This window comes from Rhodoplanes sp. Z2-YC6860 (genome assembly GCF_001579845.1).
Lineage (GTDB): Bacteria > Pseudomonadota > Alphaproteobacteria > Rhizobiales > Xanthobacteraceae > Z2-YC6860.
On sequence record NZ_CP007440.1, the window covers coordinates 3,004,878 to 3,021,574 of the forward strand.

Consider the following 16,697-nt stretch of genomic DNA (forward strand, 5'->3'; position numbering starts at 1 on the left):
CCAGTATTCGCGCCGCGAACCTCATCGGCGTCACGCTCACTTCGATTGCTCAGCCGCCTGCTTGGCGATCCGCCCGGCCACCGGCCGCCAGGTGCGCTGCTGCTCCTCGGCAAAGGCCACGACCTCCGCAGGGGTCATCGGATGCAGATAGGCGCCGAGCGCCCCAAGCTTGGTCTTCACTTCGGCTTCGTCGAGCGCCTTGCGCAGATCAATGCTGGCTTTCTGGATGACGGCGTCCGGCGTGCCGACCGGCGCGAGCAGAACGTTCCAGCCGCCGGCGAAAAAGCCCGGCAATGTCTCCGCGACCGTCGGCAGGTCTTTGAAGTCGTCGAGCCGCTGATGCGAGGCGACGGCAATGCCCTTGATGACGCCGCTGGTGAGCCCGCCCGCCAATCCCGAATAGCCTTCGAGCACCACGGCAACGCGCCCGGTGGCGAGGTCGGCCATCGCTGCGGTCGGCCCGCCCGTATAAGGGATCATCTGCATCTTGATGCCGGCGCGGTCCTGCAGCAACTCCATGGTCAGGTGTGTGATGCGGCCGCGCCCCGTCGTTGCATAAGAGAGTTCGCCGGGCTTCTGCTTGGCGAGCGCAATCAGGTCCGGCAGCGATTTGATGCCTGAGGCTGGCGATGCCGCGATGAACATGGGCTGTTCAGTCATGAAACCAATCGGCGAAAAGTCGCGAGGCAACTCGATTGGCAGATTGGGCGCGACGCCCGGTGCGCCCTTCAACGCCGTGAACGTCGATGCAGCGCCGACATAAAGCGTATAGCCGTCCGGCGCGGCTTGCGACGCCGCACGCACCGCGATCGAGCCGCCGGCGCCGGGTTGGTTGATGACGATGGCCTGCTGGCCCCAGACTTGGGTGAGGCGATCGGCCATCAGGCGGGCCGAAACGTCAGTGGCGCTGCCTGCCGCCGAGTCGACGATGATGCGGACCGGCTTGTTCGGATAAGTCTCGCTCTGCGCCCACGTACCCGATGGAAGCGCAGCCACCATGGCCGCAAGTGCAATTGCCCGGGACCATCTCGTCATTGCGTCCTCCCTCAGTCGGTGATGTGCGTATCCGTGTCACTCGCTCTTGATGCCGGCGGCCTTGATCACCGGCCACCAGCGTTCGATCTCGGCCTTCTGCTGCGCCGCCAGTGCTGCCGGATTTTGTTGATCGGCCGGCCACACCTCCTGGCCGATATCGGCCATGCGCTTCTTCACCGTCTCGTCGGCGAGCGTCTCGACCATCGCGGCATTGAGCCTGGCGATAACGTCCTTCGGCGTGCCCCTAGGTGCCCACAGCCCGTGCCAGAACGACGCGTCCAATCCTTTGACGCCAGCCTCGTCCATGGTCGGCACGTCGGGCGCAGCCCACCAGCGTTTCTTCGCCAGCACCGCGAAGGGCTTCAGCGTGCCGCTGCGCACATGGCCGAGATAGTTGGCCGCCTGGCCGAAGGTGAAGTCGATCTGCCCGGCCAGCATGTCCTGCACCAGCGGTCCACCGCCGCGGTAGGGCACGAGTTGGAATTTCGTGCCGGTGGCCTTTTGGAAAAAGGCCGCAGCGAGGTCGGTCGGCCCGCCGACACCGACCGCGCCGCCGGTCGCCTTGCCGTCCTGCTGCTTCAGCCAGGCGATGAAGCTCTTGATGTCGTCGGGCGGAATCGCCTTGCGCGCCACCAGCCATTGCGGCGTGTCGGCGACCAGCGTGACCGGCTCGAAGTCCTTCACGACGTCGTACTGCAGGTTTTGCGTCACCGCATTGATGACGTGCGTCTGATTGTGCCCCAGCACCAGCGTGTAGCCGTCAGGCGCAGAGCGCGCGACGCGCCCGGTGCCGATCGAGCCGCCCGCGCCGGTGACATTCTCGATGATGACTGATTGGCCAAGCGCGGTCTTCATCCGCTCGGTGATGACACGGGCCAGCGTGTCGGATGGTCCGCCAGCCGGATACGGGACGATCAAGGTGATGGCGCGCGACGGATATGTCTCTGCCTTCGCACCGCAAACTAAAAGCGCAGTTTGGAATAAAACCAAACCCACGATGTGGACCATCGTCCGGCGCGCGACCCGCATGGCATCCTCCCGTGGATTGTGTGCCCGGCTCTGAACGGCCGGTGGCGTCTTCCGAACGATCCTATTTGGTATAAGATCAATTCGACAACGGGGGCGAAACCCGGAAGTTTTGGAAGTCAGGGAGGCATTTTGATGAGCCTGAAACAGGTTCTGTTTTCTACAGTTGCGGCGTTCGGCATTGCGGTCATCGCGGCAAACGCGCCGGCGACAGCACAGCCCAAGCCGACGGCACCGGCAGCGCCAGTCGCGATCGATGCGGATGATATCGGCGGTGTCGTTACGGGCGCCAAAGGCCCGGAAGCCGGCGTCTGGGTGATTGCCGAGACCACCGACCTGCCAACGCGCTTCACGCGCAGTGTCGTCACCGACGACAAGGGCCGCTACGTCATTCCCGACCTGCCGACCGCCAACTACGAGGTCTGGGTGCGCGGCTACGGCTTGGTCGATTCACCGAGGATGCGAGCCAAGCCGGGGCAGACGCTAAACCTCACCGCGGTTCAGGCGCCCAGTGAAGCGGCGGCTGCGCATTATTATCCGGCGATCTACTGGTACGTCATGATGAAGTTGCCGCCGCAAAAGGATTTCGGCGGCTCCTCTGACATTCCGAAGAACATGACGTTCGATGGCTGGCGCAAACAGCTGAACAACGTGGATTGCGTCGGCTGCCATCAGCTGGGCCAGGAGGCGACCCGCACGATCCCGGCACAATTCGGTAAGTTTGCCTCCGGTGAGGAGGCCTGGCAGCGGCGCATCCAGTCCGGCCAAGCTGGCGAGATGATGACCAACCGCTTTGCAGGTCAGTGGGGTGGAGTGCCCTACAAATATTTCGGCGACTGGACCGATCGGGTTGCCAAGGGCGAACTGCCGAAGAACAAGCCGCCGCGGCCGACCGGTGTCGAGCGCAATCTCGTCGTCACGACCTGGGATTGGTCCACGCCCGACAAGTATATGCACGATCTGATCTCGTCGGACCGACGCAATCCGACCGTCAACGCCAACGGTCTGCTGTTCGGCTCGCCGGAGTACTCGACCGACAATGCTCCGGTGCTCGATCCGAAGACCAACACCGTTTCATTCTTCAAGATGCCGGTGGCCGATCCTGGCATGCCTGTGTCATTGGGGCCGGGTCATGCCGGCGCAGTGAAGCCGGCGGCGCCATCGGCGTATTGGGGCGATCAAGTCCTGTGGGATACCCGCGCCAACAATCACAACTCCATGATTGGTGCCGATGGCCGTATCTGGCTCTCGGCGACAGTGCGCGGGCAGGACAATCCGGCCTGGTGCAAGAAAGGATCGGACAACGAGTACGCCAAAGTATTTCCGATCGAGAAAAGCCAGCGGCAAGTCGCCGTGCTCGATCCGAAAACGAAAGACTATCAGTTCATCGACACCTGCTTCTCCTCCCACCACGATCAGTTCGGTTATGACCCCGACAACACGCTGTGGCTGAGCGGCACAGGACCGGTGGCAGGCTGGGTCAACACGCGGATTTGGGACGAGACCCATGATGCGCAGAAGGCGATCGGCTGGAGGCCGTTCGTCGCCGACACCAATGGCAACGGCAAGCTCGACGAATTCACCGAGCCCGGCAAGCCTGAGGACGGCAAGGACATGCGCATCAATGTCGGGTCCGGCCCGTATGCGGTGATGCCGCATCCGAAGGACGGCTCGATCTGGTACGCCAGCGGCACGTTCGGCGGCGCTGCCGGCTTCCTGCGTTACGATCCGAAAACCAAGCTCAGTGAGCTTTATGTGTTGCCAAAGGAGGCGATCGGTATCCGTGGTGGCGACATCGACGCCAACGGCGTGCTTTGGGGTTCGGGTTCGGCCGGTGTGCTGATCGAGTTCAATCGCAACAAGTGCAAGGCGCCGAAGACCGGCCCGAGCGCTGCGGCCGGCATCCAGTGTCCTGAGGCGTTCACGCTGCACAAATATCCGGGGCCGGGCTTTGCCGAAGTGCCGAACTCGAGCGCAGAGGCGAGCTACTACACCTGGGTCGATCACCACAACGCGGTCGGCCTTGGCGACAATGTCCCGATCTCGACCGCGAACCTGCAGGATGGTTTCGTCGCCTACAAGGACGGCAAGATGATCCTGATGAAGGTGCCGTACCCGATGGGCTACTACGCCAAGGGTCTCGACGCCCGCATCGACGATCCGAAGGTCGGCTGGAAGGGCAGGGGCCTGTGGAGCGCGAGCGGCGACCGCACGCCTTGGCTCAACGAGCGCGGCAAGGGCGCTTATCCGATGGCGGTGCACATCCAGGTGCGTCCGGATCCATTGGCGCACTGAGGCGAACGAACGACGTGGGAAGAAAAACGAGGTTGTAACCGACGAACGACGTCGGGGCCGAATGAACGGCCCCGACGCATATTCCGACTGGGATTGGCGACGGCAGGAGGAAATGATGACATTGCGGTCTGTTCTTTTCGCGAGCGCGGCAGCGCTCGGCATTGCGGGTGTTACACTCGGCGCACCCACGGCGACAAACGCACAGCAGGCGGCGGCAGTCGCGATCGACAACGACGACATCGGCGGTGTGGTCACCGGGCCAAACGGGCCAGAGGCCGGCGTCTGGGTGATCGCGGAGACGCGCGATCTGCCGGTGCGCTTCATCCGGAGCGTCGTGACCGACGATCAGGGCCGCTATGTCATCCCCGATCTGCCGAAAGCGAACTACGACATCTGGGTTCGCGGCTATGGCCTTGTCGACTCGCCGAAGGTCAAGAGCGAGCCGGGCAAGCAGCTCAATCTCACGGCGGTCGCGGCGAAGAACGACGCGGAGGCTGCGAAATACTATCCGGCGATCTACTGGTACTCGATGATGAAAATCCCCGAGGCGGAGTTCTTTGGCAGCAAGGACGCACCTCCCGGCATGAAGATCACCGACTACCTCAACGGCATGAAGAACAACGGCTGCGTCGGCTGCCATCAGCTCGGCCAGCTCGCGACCCGGACCATTCCGGAATTCCACATGAAGGCCGGCAAGACCCATGAGGAAGCCTGGGTCCATCGCACGCAGTCGGGCCAGGCGGGCGAGAACATGATCACCATCGCGGCCGGTCAGCTCGGTGGTGTGCCGTACAAATATCTCGCCGACTGGACCGAGCGCGTCGAGAAGGGCGAATTGCCGTTCGCCAAGCCGCAACGCCCGCAGGGCGTCGAGCGCAACATCGTGGTCACGCTGCGCGACTGGCACAATCCGAAGCAATACCTGCACGATCTGATCACCACCGACCGGCGCTACCCGACGGTCAATGGCTATGGTCCGGTGTATGGGTCTTGCGAGCATGCCTGCAACGACATGCCGATCCTCGACGTTGTGAAGAACGTCGCCTCGAACTTCGTGCTGCCGACCACGGCCGACATGCCGCTCGCGCTCGGCCCAGGCAATGCGGGCTCGGTGCATATACTCGGGCCGTCGGCCTATTGGGGCACCGAAGACATCTGGGACAGTAAGGCCAACAACCACAATTCGATGATCGACCGGAAGGGCCGCGTCTGGCTCGCCGCGACCGGGCACGTTCCCGACAATCCGGCGTTCTGCAAGAAGGGCTCGACGCATCCTTCGGCGGTCGAGTTCCCGCTGAACAGCACCAACCGCCGGGTGACGATGTACGACCCGAAGATTGGCAAATACACCGCCTACCAGACCTGCTTCGGCTCGCACCATCTGCAGTTCGGCTATGACGCGAACGAGACGTTGTGGATGTCGACCGGCGGCGGTGGCGGCAATGTCGGCTGGATCAACACCAAGATGCTGGACGAGACCGGCGACATCGAGAAGTCGCAGGGCTGGACCGCGCTGGTGCTCGACACCAACGGCAACGGCGTGCGCGACGAATACACCGAGCCGGGCAAGCCGCAGGAGCCGGGCAAGGATATGCGTATCGGCCCGACATTCTACGCCGTGATGCCGAGCCCGACCGACGGCTCGATCTGGGGCACGCTGCGAGGCAGTCCGGGCGCGATCGTTCGTGTCGACCCGGGCAAGAATCCGCACAAGGCATTGTCAGAGATGTACAACGTCCCGCTGCCGGGCTTCGGGCCGCGCGGCGGCGATATCGACAAGCAGGGCCGTGTCTGGGTGTCGCTCGCGAGCGGCCACATGGGCGTGTTCGACCGCCGTCTGTGCAAGGGGCCGCTCAACGGCCCGAACGCGACGGGCAACCACTGTCCGGAGGGCTGGAAATTCTACCAGTATCCCGGCCCGGGCTTTAAGGGCATCGGCGAGAACTCAGCGGAGTCGAGCTACTACTCGTGGGTCGACCAGCACAACACCTTCGGGCTTGGCGAGGACATCCCGATGTCCACGGCCAACCTTGAGGACGGCCTTGTCGCGCTGAAAGACGGCAAGATGATCTCGATCCGCGTGCCGTATCCGCTTGGCTTCTATGCCAAGGGCTTCGACGGCCGCATCGACGATCCGAATGCCGGCTGGAAGGGCCGCGGGCTGTGGGCCGCCAATGGCGATCGCACACCGTGGATGATCGAAGGCGGCAAGGGCACCAAGCCGCTCGCGGCGCACTTCCAGTTGCGGCCCGACCCGCTGGCGCACTAAGCGCGCCGGCGCAACACGCACTGTGACCCTCCCCTCAGGGGAGGGTGAGCGCGCCGCCGATACGGTATCGGCGGCGGCTCTGAGAGTGGAGGTCGCGAATGGGCCTGATGCCTGATTTCATCCTCGATTGGATCGACGTCGGCACCTTCTGGACGATCCTGATGATGACGCATGGCCTCTTGGCCGTGGCGCTGCTCGGCGCCATGACGCATCAGGCGATGTCGGTGCTGGCGCCGGTGCGCCAGCCGGCCGGCGGCGGTTTCGTCACGCGCTTCCGTGCCGTGCAGGGCGCAGGCTATGCCTCTGCGGTCTGCGTGCTGTGGATCGTGACCTTCCTCTTTGGCGCCTGGATCTACACCAAATACCGGATGTACGTTCGCATCCCGATCGAGGCGCAGGGCTATTACAAGACGCTCGGCGTGTTCGACCTCAAGGAGCACGTTGCCGTCATCGGTCTGTTCCTGCTGCCGATCTATTGGTACCTCTGGAAGAACGTCCGCAACGCCGAGTACGACAGCCCGCGCCGCTGGCTGACCGTTCTGATGGCCGCGATGGTCTGGTACCTGTTCCTGGTCGGGCACTTCCTCAACAACGTGAGGGGCTTTGGCTCATGACGACCACGACCGACATCCGCCCTACAAGCCAAGCCGGGTCGCTGGCATCATCGGCCGCGTTCCGGACCTTCGCGGTGGTGTTCGCGATTACTGCGCCGGTGATCTATGTGATCTGCGAGATGCAGAACTGGCCGCTGTTCACCTATCAGCCGGCGTCCAATCAATTCGATTGGTTCTTTGTGCCGCCGGTGCGCGATCATGGCCCGACGATGTACTGGTACGGCTGGATCGCGAACGCGGCGATCGGGTCGGGCATTCTCGGCATTCTTGCGCTCCTGCTGCCCGAACGGGTCGTCAGCCGGATTCCGCTGTCGCTGGTCTGGATCGTGCCGCTCGCGGCGATGCCGGTCCTGGTCTACGCGCTGCGCTTTTTCTGGCGGTGGTAGGGCGCGAGACCCGGATTGGTCGGCCCGAGCGATTGCGCTAAAATGGCGCCAAAGAAGTTTAGCCCGTTCGGGAGGCTCGCATGACTGTGCTGATGCGGATGATGGCGCTCGTGGCGGCTGGTGTGCTCGCGCTCGGCGCGCCGGCCTTCGCCGGCGGCGACGACTACGATGCCGCCAACGACACCGAGGGCGCAGGCCCTGCGTATTTCGGCTTCGTGCGTGACCAGCGCGGCGCGCCGGTGTCGGATGCGCAGGTGTTCCTCACGCCCAAGAGCGGCCAGCAGGTGGCGCTGAAGACCAACGTGCTCGGGCTCTATCGCAGTCACGTCAACAAGGACACGTTGCCGGACGATGTGGCCATCTCCTGCGAGAAGGATGGCTACAGGCAGGACAAGGTGTTCCGCAGGACGCCGCCTGGCGCCAAGGACATGTTCATCGAGACCGATTGCACGCTGCGGCGGCTTTAAACGTCGATGCGGCTCGCGTTCCGGGCGACGCTTTTCGCAATCGTCGGCTGCCTGACGCTGTTCCGCATATCGGCGGCTGGCGCCCAATCGTCCGACACGATCCTCATCAATGGCAAGATCGTGGTCTACGATGCGGCGCCCGCGCAGGCGCTTGCGGTGCGCGACGGCAAGATCGCAGCGATTGGCACCACCACCGAGATCCGCGCTACAGCCGGCCCCTCCACCCGCGTCATCGATCTCGGTGGCCGCACCGTCATCCCGGGCCTGATCGATTCCCACATTCACGCGATCCGCGCGGGGCTGACCTGGCAGACCGAGGTGCACTGGATCGGCATCCGCACGCTGGCCGAGGCACTCGACCGGCTGCGCGCTGCTGCCAAGACCGCGCCGAAAGGCTCGTGGCTGATTGTGGCTGGCGGCTGGACCGCGCGGCAGTTCAAGGAGGACCGCCGCCCGACGGAGACCGAGATTGCCGCCGCGGCGCCCGACCACCATGTCTATGTGCAGGAACTCTACAGCCGCGTGCTGCTCGATCCGAAAGGCTTCGCGGCACTCGGCATTCCGTCCGATCTTGCGTCGCGCATCACCATCGAGCGCGACAAGGATGGCGCGCCGACGGGCTGGCTCACCGGCGACAACCGCGCCATCAGCGAATTGTTCGATCTCCTGCCGCGGCCCGATTTCGCCCAGAAGGTCGCGGGCACCAAGGCCTTCTTCCGGGCGCTCAACGCCATGGGACTGACCGGCGTGATCGATCCTGGAGGATACAACCTCCCGATTGCCGACTATCAGCCGTTGTTTCAGATCTGGCGCGAGCGCGCACTCACGCTTCGCGTCCGCTACAGCTTGAGCGCGCCGCGCCGCGATCACGAGCTTGAAGACTTCCAGGATCTCACGCAGGTGCTGCCGATGGGCTTCGGCGACGACTGGCTGCGTTTCAACGGCATCGGCGAGAACGTCACCTGGGGCTTTTACAACAATGACAAGCCGACTGACGCTCAGAAGGAGCAGCTCGCCGACGTGCTGCGCTGGGCAGTCAGCCGCGGCATGACGGCGATCTTCCACTGGCACAACGACAAGGCGGTGCATCATCTCCTCGACGTGCTGGAGCGCATCAACGCCGAAACGCCGATCAGGAAACTGCGCTGGTCGATTGCGCATCTGAACGATGCCAGCGTGGAAAGCCTCGCGCGCATGAAGGCTATGGGCGTCGGCTGGCTGATGCAGAACGCGTTTTACTTCCGCGGCGAAGCGTTTCTCGGCCAGCGCGGCAGCGAGCCGTTGCGCTTCGTGCCGCCGATCGTCACGGCAGCAAAGATGGGCGTGCCGATTGGCGGCGGTACCGACGCGCATCGCGTGATGGGGCCCAATCCGTTTGTCTCGCTGCAATGGATGCTCGACAGCAAGACGGTCGGCGGCACGGTGATGCGCGGACCTGAGGAGATCCCGTCTCGTATCGAGGCGCTGCGCATCTACACCGAAGGCAGCGCCTGGTTCGTGTTCGACGAAGACAAGCGTGCTGCTCTCGCGGCTGGCAAGCTCGCCGATCTGGCGGTGCTCGATAGGGACTATCTGACGGTGCCGGTGGATGAGATCGGCGGCATCGTCTCGCTGCTCACCATGGTCGGCGGTCGCGTGGTCTACGCTGCTGGTCCTTTTGAATCCGACGAAGACAGCGTACCGTTTCGCTGACGCTGCCGCTTCTTGGGATGTCCTCAAAAATGGGACTTCTGCGTTGATATGCCGCAGGCTGGAAGGGCGTTTCCGAGGACAAAAACTGTCATCGTCAAGTCACAAAACTGCGAACAAAATCGAAAATACGCATGCCTGATCAGATGGTTATGAATATCGTCGGGAAAAGCCTTACATTAAATTTTGGTAATTGGATGCGACATAGTTTCCAGGGGCTAGACATTCGTGCACAAGTCCCGAAGGGGCGACTGCTGAACGAATGGGAACTGGGGAAATGAAAACCTTCACAGCACTCGCCGCTCTGGTGCTCGCCACTTCGGTGGCCGGCACGGCGAACGCCGCCAAGCACATCCATCATCATCACCATCATGCGATGCACGCCGTTGACGCCGGCAAGGCGTCGACGACCGACTGGCCGGGCAACCCGTACATGGATCTGAGGCAGGACCAGGTGCAGCGGTTCTGGCGCGACGCGTTCGATCCGTTCGACGCCAAGTAGTCGCGGCCAATCGCCGGCCAAGGCATCACACGCCAAGCATAAGCGTGCTCCGAGCGATCCCCTCGGCGCTGGGGTCTCAGTGTGGTCCACACTTCGTGGAGGATGCGCGGCTCGTCCGCGCATCGGGCCCAACAAACGCATGTCTACCCAGGCAAAACTGCCCCGCTCCGGCGGGGCTTTCTTTTTTTTGGGTTCTCAAACGCCAAGCCAGCGCAGGCCGCCCGGAAGTTCATCCGCCGAAAAGTCCACTTGCAGAACGCGGCGACGGTCAGGCTCGGCGGCCGCCTCGGAGGCGTGCAGGATCGGCGTCGCATAGAGCCAGATATCGCCGGCGTCGGCGACGCAGGCTGTGCTGCGGCAGCGCCGGACCACGTCGCCGACTTCGTTGACCGGAATGCGGCCCAGCCGGTGCGAGCCCGGTGCGACGAGGAGCGGAGCATTCCGTACCGGCACCGGGTCAAGGTGAACCCGCAACGTGACCATGCCGGTCAGCACTGCGAAAGGCGGTGCCACATGGAGGAGGCCGCTCTTGACGGTCCATGGCTCGAAGCCTTCGACGTCGATGCGCTCTCTGACCACGATGGTGCGGTCCTGGTGCCAGCCGAGCGACCAGTTCTGATCCGGCGTCTTGTCGAACAGGATTGCCCGCACCGGCCGGCACGCCGGTCCGAGCACTGATGCCGCAATCGTGCCGATCGGTCCGGTGCAGGCGAGAAGCGGTCGCAGCGCCGCAACCCCATAAATTCTCACGCCGGCTTGGGCCGAAGGTTGGTCGGCCACGGCCTGAAGAATGTCTTGGAGCGTGGCCAACGGGACGGCCGCCTGGAACCGTTGTGCGCCGTCGCGGGCGAACGTTACAGTCGCGGCTTCATGAGGCGTGGTGTCGATCATGACGTTTTGTGACGTTCGTGTTCTCTATCCGACGTTCTCATAACGAACTACGGTCGCATGTCGGACAATTTTACGAACCAGGTACGGCACTTGTGTGCCGAACTTCGGCCGAACCGAGGACAGGGCAGGTTGGCTGCTTTGCCCGAAATAACGGTCGTATCGGTTGGCCTTTGGGGTTAAAGAGGCCTCATGGCTGAAGACATCCCCTTCGATAAGGAATTCACGCTCGTCCCCGGCAAAGTGGACGAGCCGATGCCCGGCGTGCGGCGCATCCTTTGCAACAACCCGAGCGCGTTCACGTTCAAGGGCACGATGAGCTACATCATCGGCCGCGGGAAGGTCGCGATCGTCGATCCGGGGCCGGACAATCCTGAGCATGGCGCGGCGCTGCTGGACGCAGTCCGCGGCGAGACCGTGACGCATATCTTCGTCACCCACACTCATCGCGACCATTCGCCGGGCGTGCCCGCGATCAAGCACGCGACGGGAGCGCTCGTGCTGGCCGAAGGTCCGCATCGCGCCGCGCGGCCGCTCCATATCGGCGACGGGCCGCGGCTTGATGCCTCGAACGACACCGACTTCAGGCCGGACCGTGCGCTCGCCGACGGCGAGGTGGTGCGCGGCGACGGCTGGACCATCGAGGCGATCACGACGCCGGGCCACACCGCCAATCACATGGCCTATGCGTTTCGCGAGGCCAATGTGGTGCTGTCCGGCGACCATGTGATGGCGTGGTCGACGCCGGTGGTATCGCCGCCCGACGGCTCGATGGGCGACTACATGAGCTCGCTGCAGAAGCTCGCCAAGCGCGAAGAGCCGATCTACTTCCCGGGTCACGGTCCCGCGGTGCGCAGCGCTCCACGCTTCGTCGCCGCCTACATCCTGCACAGGAAGGCGCGCGAGGCTTCAATCCTCAACCAGCTTGCCAAAGGCGAGACTGACATCCCATCCGTGGTCGGCGCGATCTACGCCAATCTCGATCCGCGCCTTGTGAAGGCCGCCGGCATGTCCGTGCTGGCGCATCTGGAGGATCTGGTGGCGCGCGGCCAAGCCGCGACCAACGGCCCGCCGTCGATCGAGGGGCGTTATCGCTTGCCGGCCTGAACCGGTGACGGCTTCTGCGGCTTCTGTTGCTGGCGCTGCTCGCGCTTCTCCTCGGTATCGGCGCGCGCCTCGACGTCTTCCAGCAGCGAACGGATGCGCGAGGCATTGCCGCCGAAGTCGTGGCGGCCGTAGCGCGAGGCCGAGCGCACGTCGATGCGTGAGCCGTCGTCGTCCGGCCTGATCCTGATCGAGACGTCGTCACGGAAACCCATGATCGGCGTGCGCGCCACCGCCTCGATCTGGCCGTCGCGGCGGCCGGGCTGCGGCGGGCGGTCGACCACCACGCGCCATTTGCGCCGCGTGATCACCGCCATGGTGACGTCATAGGCCGCTTTCGGCGCCGCGCTGACACTGAGCGGCTCGATGTCAGGGTAAGCCTTGCGTTGGAGTTCGGCGGCATAGAGGCCGGCGTATTCCACTGTGCCGCGCGGACGCAGCCTCGCCAGCACATCGAAACGCGGCGGGTCGATCGGGTCGGTGGTGATATCGTTGATCATCGGCAGCTTGTAGGCCATGTAGCCGAGATAGGCCGGGTAGCCGAGCAGGGCGACACCGATACCGATCGCCGCGAAGGCGTGGCCGACGCCGTCGGTGCCGTCCTTCCACACCACGATGAAGGCGCCGAAGGCGAGCACGATGCCGAACACCGCGACCACCAGCGCGCCGCCGAAGGTGGCGAGCGCAGGAATCGGTTCAAGGATGCCGGAGCGCACGATCAGGATGGACAGGATGGTCGCGGTCAACGCGAAGAACGCGCAGCGACGCGCCCAGATGGCCAGTCGCGAGGTCGGCTGATCGGCGATGCGTCGGCGCGCCATGGTCTATCCGCAAATCCGTTTCAGCGCGGCCCAGTCCGCGGCCGGCAGCAGGGGTTCGATCGTTCCCGGCGACGAATCCGCCAAGGCATTGATCGCAACGACGCGATCCTTGGTCTGCGGGTGATCGAGCAGGATCTTCGAGCCCGGAGCCGCGCCGCCGGCCACGCGGTCAAGGATCGTTGCGAGCGCCCGCGGGTCGCCATGAGTCCGCGTCATCAGGCCGACGCTGTAACGGTCGGCCGCGGTTTCGACGTCGCGCGAATAGGCCGATTGCACCACTGTCCTCGCCGCAATCACCACCAAGCCGCCTCCGGTGAAATCGCCCAGCAGCATACCGAACAGGAACGATAAGCCGGCGGCCTGCAACAGCGAGCGAGTGCCGTCGCGATGGGCGACATGTCCGATCTCGTGCGCGACAACGCCTGCGAGCTCGTCGGGTGTGCGCGCCTGCCGGATGAGCCCTTCGAAGACGTAGATGTGTCCGCCCGGCAATGCAATGGCGTTGGCGTCCGCCTTTCGGACTGCTGCCGCCTTCAGGGGGATCGGCAGACCGGCCGCGATTTCGAGCCGGCCGATCAGGCGGTCGAGCGCGGCGCGGCCGGGCTTTTCAGCGTCCGCCGTGCCGCATTCGAACGGCCGGTCGGTGCGGCCGGGATCGATCATGGAGCGAACCTGCTTGTCCATGGCGGCGCCGAGCCGCTGCTCGGCCGACAACGGAATCAGCAGCGCAATGCGGTCCGAAAGCGCGGGCAGACCCCAGACCCCAACCAGAACCAGCGACACCGCCGCCATGATGGTCCAGCCGATGACCTTCGAGCGCAACCGCCGTTCGGTGGCTCCGGTGCGGTCGAGGCTGTCCGCATAGGCGTCGATCCTGGCAATCAGCACGGGATCGCGGAGTTCGAGCCGGGCAAGCTCCGGCCCGCTGGCGCGGCGCAGTCGCATGACCTTGTCGGGTGCGGACTGCGCCCGCAGATCGGCATAGGGCCATTCGGCGAGCATCGCGCCGTTCGCGTCGGTGATGCGGACAGCTTGCGGCGCGGCCTCAACCGTGACGTCGTGGCGGGCACTCGAGGTGCCGTCGAAATAGAGACCAGGTCCTTTCACCAGATCATCGGTCGCCATCAGATACCGCCCACGTTGAGCGCGTCGGCAAGGCCCTCGCCAACCGCGGAACTTGCGGCGCCGGACGCATGAACGCTGTCGAGTGCGTCAAGACCGGAAAACGACATCGTCTCGATGCTGCTACGCCAGAAGCCGAGCTTCACGGTTGCCTGATAGATCGCAGAAAAACCCAGCATGGCGATGACGTAGAAGCCAATGCCGGCCGCTGCGTTGGCGAGGTCGGCGAGGTCCTTCTTGCCTTGATCGACGAGGACGGCGGTCAGCAGGAAGGCCACGATGCTGCCGAGCACAATGACCGCGATGGCGAACAGAAGGCCAAAGCCGAGGAAGCGCAAATAAGCGCCGTAGATCGAGCCGGTGCGCAAGCCTGAGTGGATCGAAAGCCCGCCGAGCCGCAGCCCGTCGAGCCACCAGCGCAGCAGCACGGCCTGAAACACCGGATAGAGCACAGCCACTATGATGATGCTGAAGCTTCCGGCAAACACGGCGACACCGACCGCGAGATAGAAATCCGATGCGGCGCTGTCGAGTTGGCTGTTGAACTCCTCGAGGCTGTTGCTTTTGACGGCCACGGCGCCGACGGTCTCCCAGTCCACGGTGACGAGGGCAAAAGCGATGGTGCCAGCGAGCGGCCCGACCACCAGGAGCCACATGAAGAAGCCCCGCAGCAGCAGCCGGAAGCCCGATCCTTCGAAGCGGCCCTGCAGGTCGCCGAAATAGGTGTGGCGCATCTTGAAGCGCTCGAGCTGCGACTGCATGAACGGATAGGCAAGCCCCACCGTCAGCACCACCATGATCCACCAGAAGGTCGCGCAGATCGCGTAGCGCAACGCGGAGCCGTCCTGATGGCAGCGCACGCCACGATAGATCGTGCGGGTGAGCCGGTAGCGGCGGGCGCGGAACACCGCGAATTGACCCAGGAAGAACAGCAACGGGAAGGAGAGGGCGCCGGCCGCGGCGCCGATGGGGCCCGCGCTCAGTGCTGCAAGCGAGAGTGCCACATAGAGCGGCACGAGAAGGGCAAGCGCGATCAGGAAGCCGATCAGAAGTTCATAGGGCGTACCAGTGTATTCCAGGCTTTCGCCGGCGATCTCGGTGTTCGACCACAGGAACCGCCGCACGTCTGTGGCGAGCCAGAAGCGGTATATGCCGAGCGTGACCGCAAGCAGCGCCGCGCCACGCAGCAAAATGCGCCAATAGGCCCGGCCGTCGCCGGTGAAGCGGGCGGCGGGCAGAGGTGGAGACGCGGCCACCGGAATGCTGGGCGTCGGAACGGCGCTCGCTTCGGCGGCGGTCATGGAGGGTCCTGTGGCAGCAGCACGGCGCCTTGTCGTCGCGCATCCACTAGATGCCGCAGGAACTGCCCGGATTCAATCCCGCGCCCCGCGATCGCGACCCCGACAGGCCTGGGTATTCAAATGGCTTGCCTGTTGCTTATGCGATCAGGTTGCCGTTGACAGCGGGGAGGGGAAAACAATCTCATTTGCCCGCGACAAAGGGAACGATGATCCCGATGGCCTGCTGGGTTTGCTCTTCCATGATCCAGTGGCCGGAATTGGTGATGACGGCGCCTTGGACGTTACTCGCGACGGTCGTGAGTTCGGACTTCATGGACACGCCATATGAATGATCGCCGCCAATCGCCAACACGGGCATGCGCAATTTGCCCTTCTTGGCAAACAGCGCCTTGTTGTCCTCCGCATCCTGGGTGAACGCCGCGAATTGCCCGCTGAAGGCATCATGGATTGCGCCCGGCCGTGCATAGAGTTCCGCATAGTGGTCGCGGGTCTGATCGTCGATCGCAGCGGGGGTGGCCGATAGCTCGTTGTAAAAGCGATCGAGCAGGATGCGCTCCCGGCCGGCGACCAGACGTTCAACGTCAGGCCCTCGGAAGTTGAAATGCCAGACCTTGGGGTTGGTCAGTTGCTTCGTGTACCAGGTGCCGAGCCCTGGAAGCGGCGCGTCCATGACGGCCCATTTGGTGACCCTGTCGGGAAACTGGGCGGCGAGTGCGTAGCCGACCATATTGCCGATATCATGGGTGACCAGCACGACCTGTTGAATCTTCAACTGGTCGAGAATGGCGGCGATGTCTCGCGCCTGGGCAACTTTCTCGTATCCGGCTTCCGGGTGCGACGACAGACCCATGCCGCGCAGATCGGGAACGATCACCGTGTGGTCCTTGACCAGGGTTTCGGCCAGCGGCGCCCACATGTCGCCTGTATCTCCGAAGCCGTGCAGCAGCAGCACAGCCGGCCCTTGGCCGCCGACGCGAACGTATTGCGTGCCGCCGGTCACCGGCATCTGCTGCGCTTTAAAGCTGGCAGGGAAGGGCCTGATCTCCGCGGCGGCCGGCGTTGTCGTGGTGAACGACAGGATAGGCGCCGTCGCAGCAAGAGCGAGACCTAGGATGATCTGACGGAGAGGACTGAGCATGGTTCGGCCTTTTGCCAATTGCGTGACGGTACATGCGTCG

The 16,697-nt window shown here is 64.1% G+C and carries 15 protein-coding genes; 8 read left to right on the top strand and 7 right to left on the bottom strand.

From position 1 onward, the window contains the following. Nucleotides 1-36 precede the first annotated feature (36 nt). Nucleotides 37-1,035, bottom strand: a complete 999-nt coding sequence (locus RHPLAN_RS13915; protein WP_084244864.1) for a Bug family tripartite tricarboxylate transporter substrate binding protein — start codon at nucleotides 1,033-1,035, stop codon at nucleotides 37-39. A 36-nt stretch (nucleotides 1,036-1,071) separates the two neighbouring features. After that, a complete protein-coding gene (locus tag RHPLAN_RS13920; protein ID WP_068018786.1) occupies nucleotides 1,072-2,064 on the bottom strand; it encodes a Bug family tripartite tricarboxylate transporter substrate binding protein in 993 nt (330 codons plus the stop codon). Nucleotides 2,065-2,196: 132 nt separating this feature from the next. Between RHPLAN_RS13920 and RHPLAN_RS13925 the strand changes: the two genes are divergently transcribed. The 7 genes from RHPLAN_RS13925 to RHPLAN_RS13955 all read left to right on the top strand — a co-directional run bounded on the left by RHPLAN_RS13925 (nucleotide 2,197) and on the right by RHPLAN_RS13955 (nucleotide 10,283). Further along, nucleotides 2,197-4,356 (top strand): carboxypeptidase-like regulatory domain-containing protein, encoded by a 2,160-nt coding sequence (locus tag RHPLAN_RS13925; RefSeq protein ID WP_068018789.1) that lies wholly within the window; start codon nucleotides 2,197-2,199, stop codon nucleotides 4,354-4,356. Nucleotides 4,357-4,471: 115 nt separating this feature from the next. Then, the gene (locus RHPLAN_RS13930; RefSeq protein ID WP_084246534.1) at nucleotides 4,472-6,625 is read left to right on the top strand and encodes a carboxypeptidase-like regulatory domain-containing protein; all 2,154 of its coding nucleotides are present in this window, start codon (nucleotides 4,472-4,474) and stop codon (nucleotides 6,623-6,625) included. Nucleotides 6,626-6,723: 98 nt separating this feature from the next. Further along, a complete protein-coding gene (locus tag RHPLAN_RS13935) occupies nucleotides 6,724-7,239 on the top strand; it encodes a hypothetical protein (protein WP_068018793.1) in 516 nt (171 codons plus the stop codon). Next, the gene (locus RHPLAN_RS13940; RefSeq protein WP_068018797.1) at nucleotides 7,236-7,625 is read left to right on the top strand and encodes a hypothetical protein; all 390 of its coding nucleotides are present in this window, start codon (nucleotides 7,236-7,238) and stop codon (nucleotides 7,623-7,625) included. Before RHPLAN_RS13935 ends, RHPLAN_RS13940 begins: the two co-directional genes overlap by 4 nt. An 80-nt stretch (nucleotides 7,626-7,705) precedes the next feature. Next, nucleotides 7,706-8,092: a hypothetical protein gene (locus RHPLAN_RS13945; RefSeq protein ID WP_068018799.1), complete on the top strand. Its 387-nt coding sequence runs from the start codon at nucleotides 7,706-7,708 to the stop codon at nucleotides 8,090-8,092. 6 nt (nucleotides 8,093-8,098) lie between these two features. Then, nucleotides 8,099-9,784 carry an amidohydrolase gene (locus tag RHPLAN_RS13950; RefSeq protein ID WP_068018802.1) on the top strand — a complete coding sequence of 562 codons (1,686 nt, stop codon included), beginning with the start codon at nucleotides 8,099-8,101 and terminating at the stop codon, nucleotides 9,782-9,784. Nucleotides 9,785-10,058: 274 nt separating this feature from the next. Further along, nucleotides 10,059-10,283, top strand: coding sequence for a hypothetical protein (locus tag RHPLAN_RS13955; protein ID WP_068018805.1), 225 nt, complete (start codon nucleotides 10,059-10,061; stop codon nucleotides 10,281-10,283). A gap of 195 nt (nucleotides 10,284-10,478) precedes the next feature. Here the strand turns inward: RHPLAN_RS13955 and RHPLAN_RS13960 are convergent, their stop codons facing one another. Next, nucleotides 10,479-11,174, bottom strand: a complete 696-nt coding sequence (locus RHPLAN_RS13960) for a phytanoyl-CoA dioxygenase family protein (RefSeq protein WP_068018808.1) — start codon at nucleotides 11,172-11,174, stop codon at nucleotides 10,479-10,481. Between the two features lie 189 nt (nucleotides 11,175-11,363). On the opposite strand from RHPLAN_RS13960, the gene RHPLAN_RS13965 reads away from it, so the two are divergent. Beyond that, on the top strand, nucleotides 11,364-12,278 hold the full coding sequence (locus RHPLAN_RS13965; protein WP_068018811.1) for an MBL fold metallo-hydrolase: 915 nt from the start codon (nucleotides 11,364-11,366) through the stop codon (nucleotides 12,276-12,278). On the opposite strand, the gene RHPLAN_RS13970 is transcribed toward RHPLAN_RS13965, so the two are convergent. The 4 genes from RHPLAN_RS13970 to RHPLAN_RS13985 form a co-directional block, all read right to left on the bottom strand. After that, on the bottom strand, nucleotides 12,260-13,096 hold the full coding sequence (locus tag RHPLAN_RS13970) for a DUF1499 domain-containing protein (RefSeq protein ID WP_068018814.1): 837 nt from the start codon (nucleotides 13,094-13,096) through the stop codon (nucleotides 12,260-12,262). The two genes, RHPLAN_RS13965 and RHPLAN_RS13970, sit on opposite strands and share 19 nt — an antisense overlap. 3 nt (nucleotides 13,097-13,099) lie before the next feature. Further along, nucleotides 13,100-14,221, bottom strand: a complete 1,122-nt coding sequence (locus RHPLAN_RS13975; RefSeq protein ID WP_068018818.1) for a M48 family metallopeptidase — start codon at nucleotides 14,219-14,221, stop codon at nucleotides 13,100-13,102. After that, nucleotides 14,221-15,519: a YjgN family protein gene (locus RHPLAN_RS13980; RefSeq protein WP_068018821.1), complete on the bottom strand. Its 1,299-nt coding sequence runs from the start codon at nucleotides 15,517-15,519 to the stop codon at nucleotides 14,221-14,223. Before RHPLAN_RS13980 ends, RHPLAN_RS13975 begins: the two co-directional genes overlap by 1 nt. A 181-nt stretch (nucleotides 15,520-15,700) precedes the next feature. Beyond that, nucleotides 15,701-16,657 (bottom strand): alpha/beta fold hydrolase, encoded by a 957-nt coding sequence (locus RHPLAN_RS13985; RefSeq protein WP_084244866.1) that lies wholly within the window; start codon nucleotides 16,655-16,657, stop codon nucleotides 15,701-15,703. Nucleotides 16,658-16,697 lie beyond the last annotated feature (40 nt).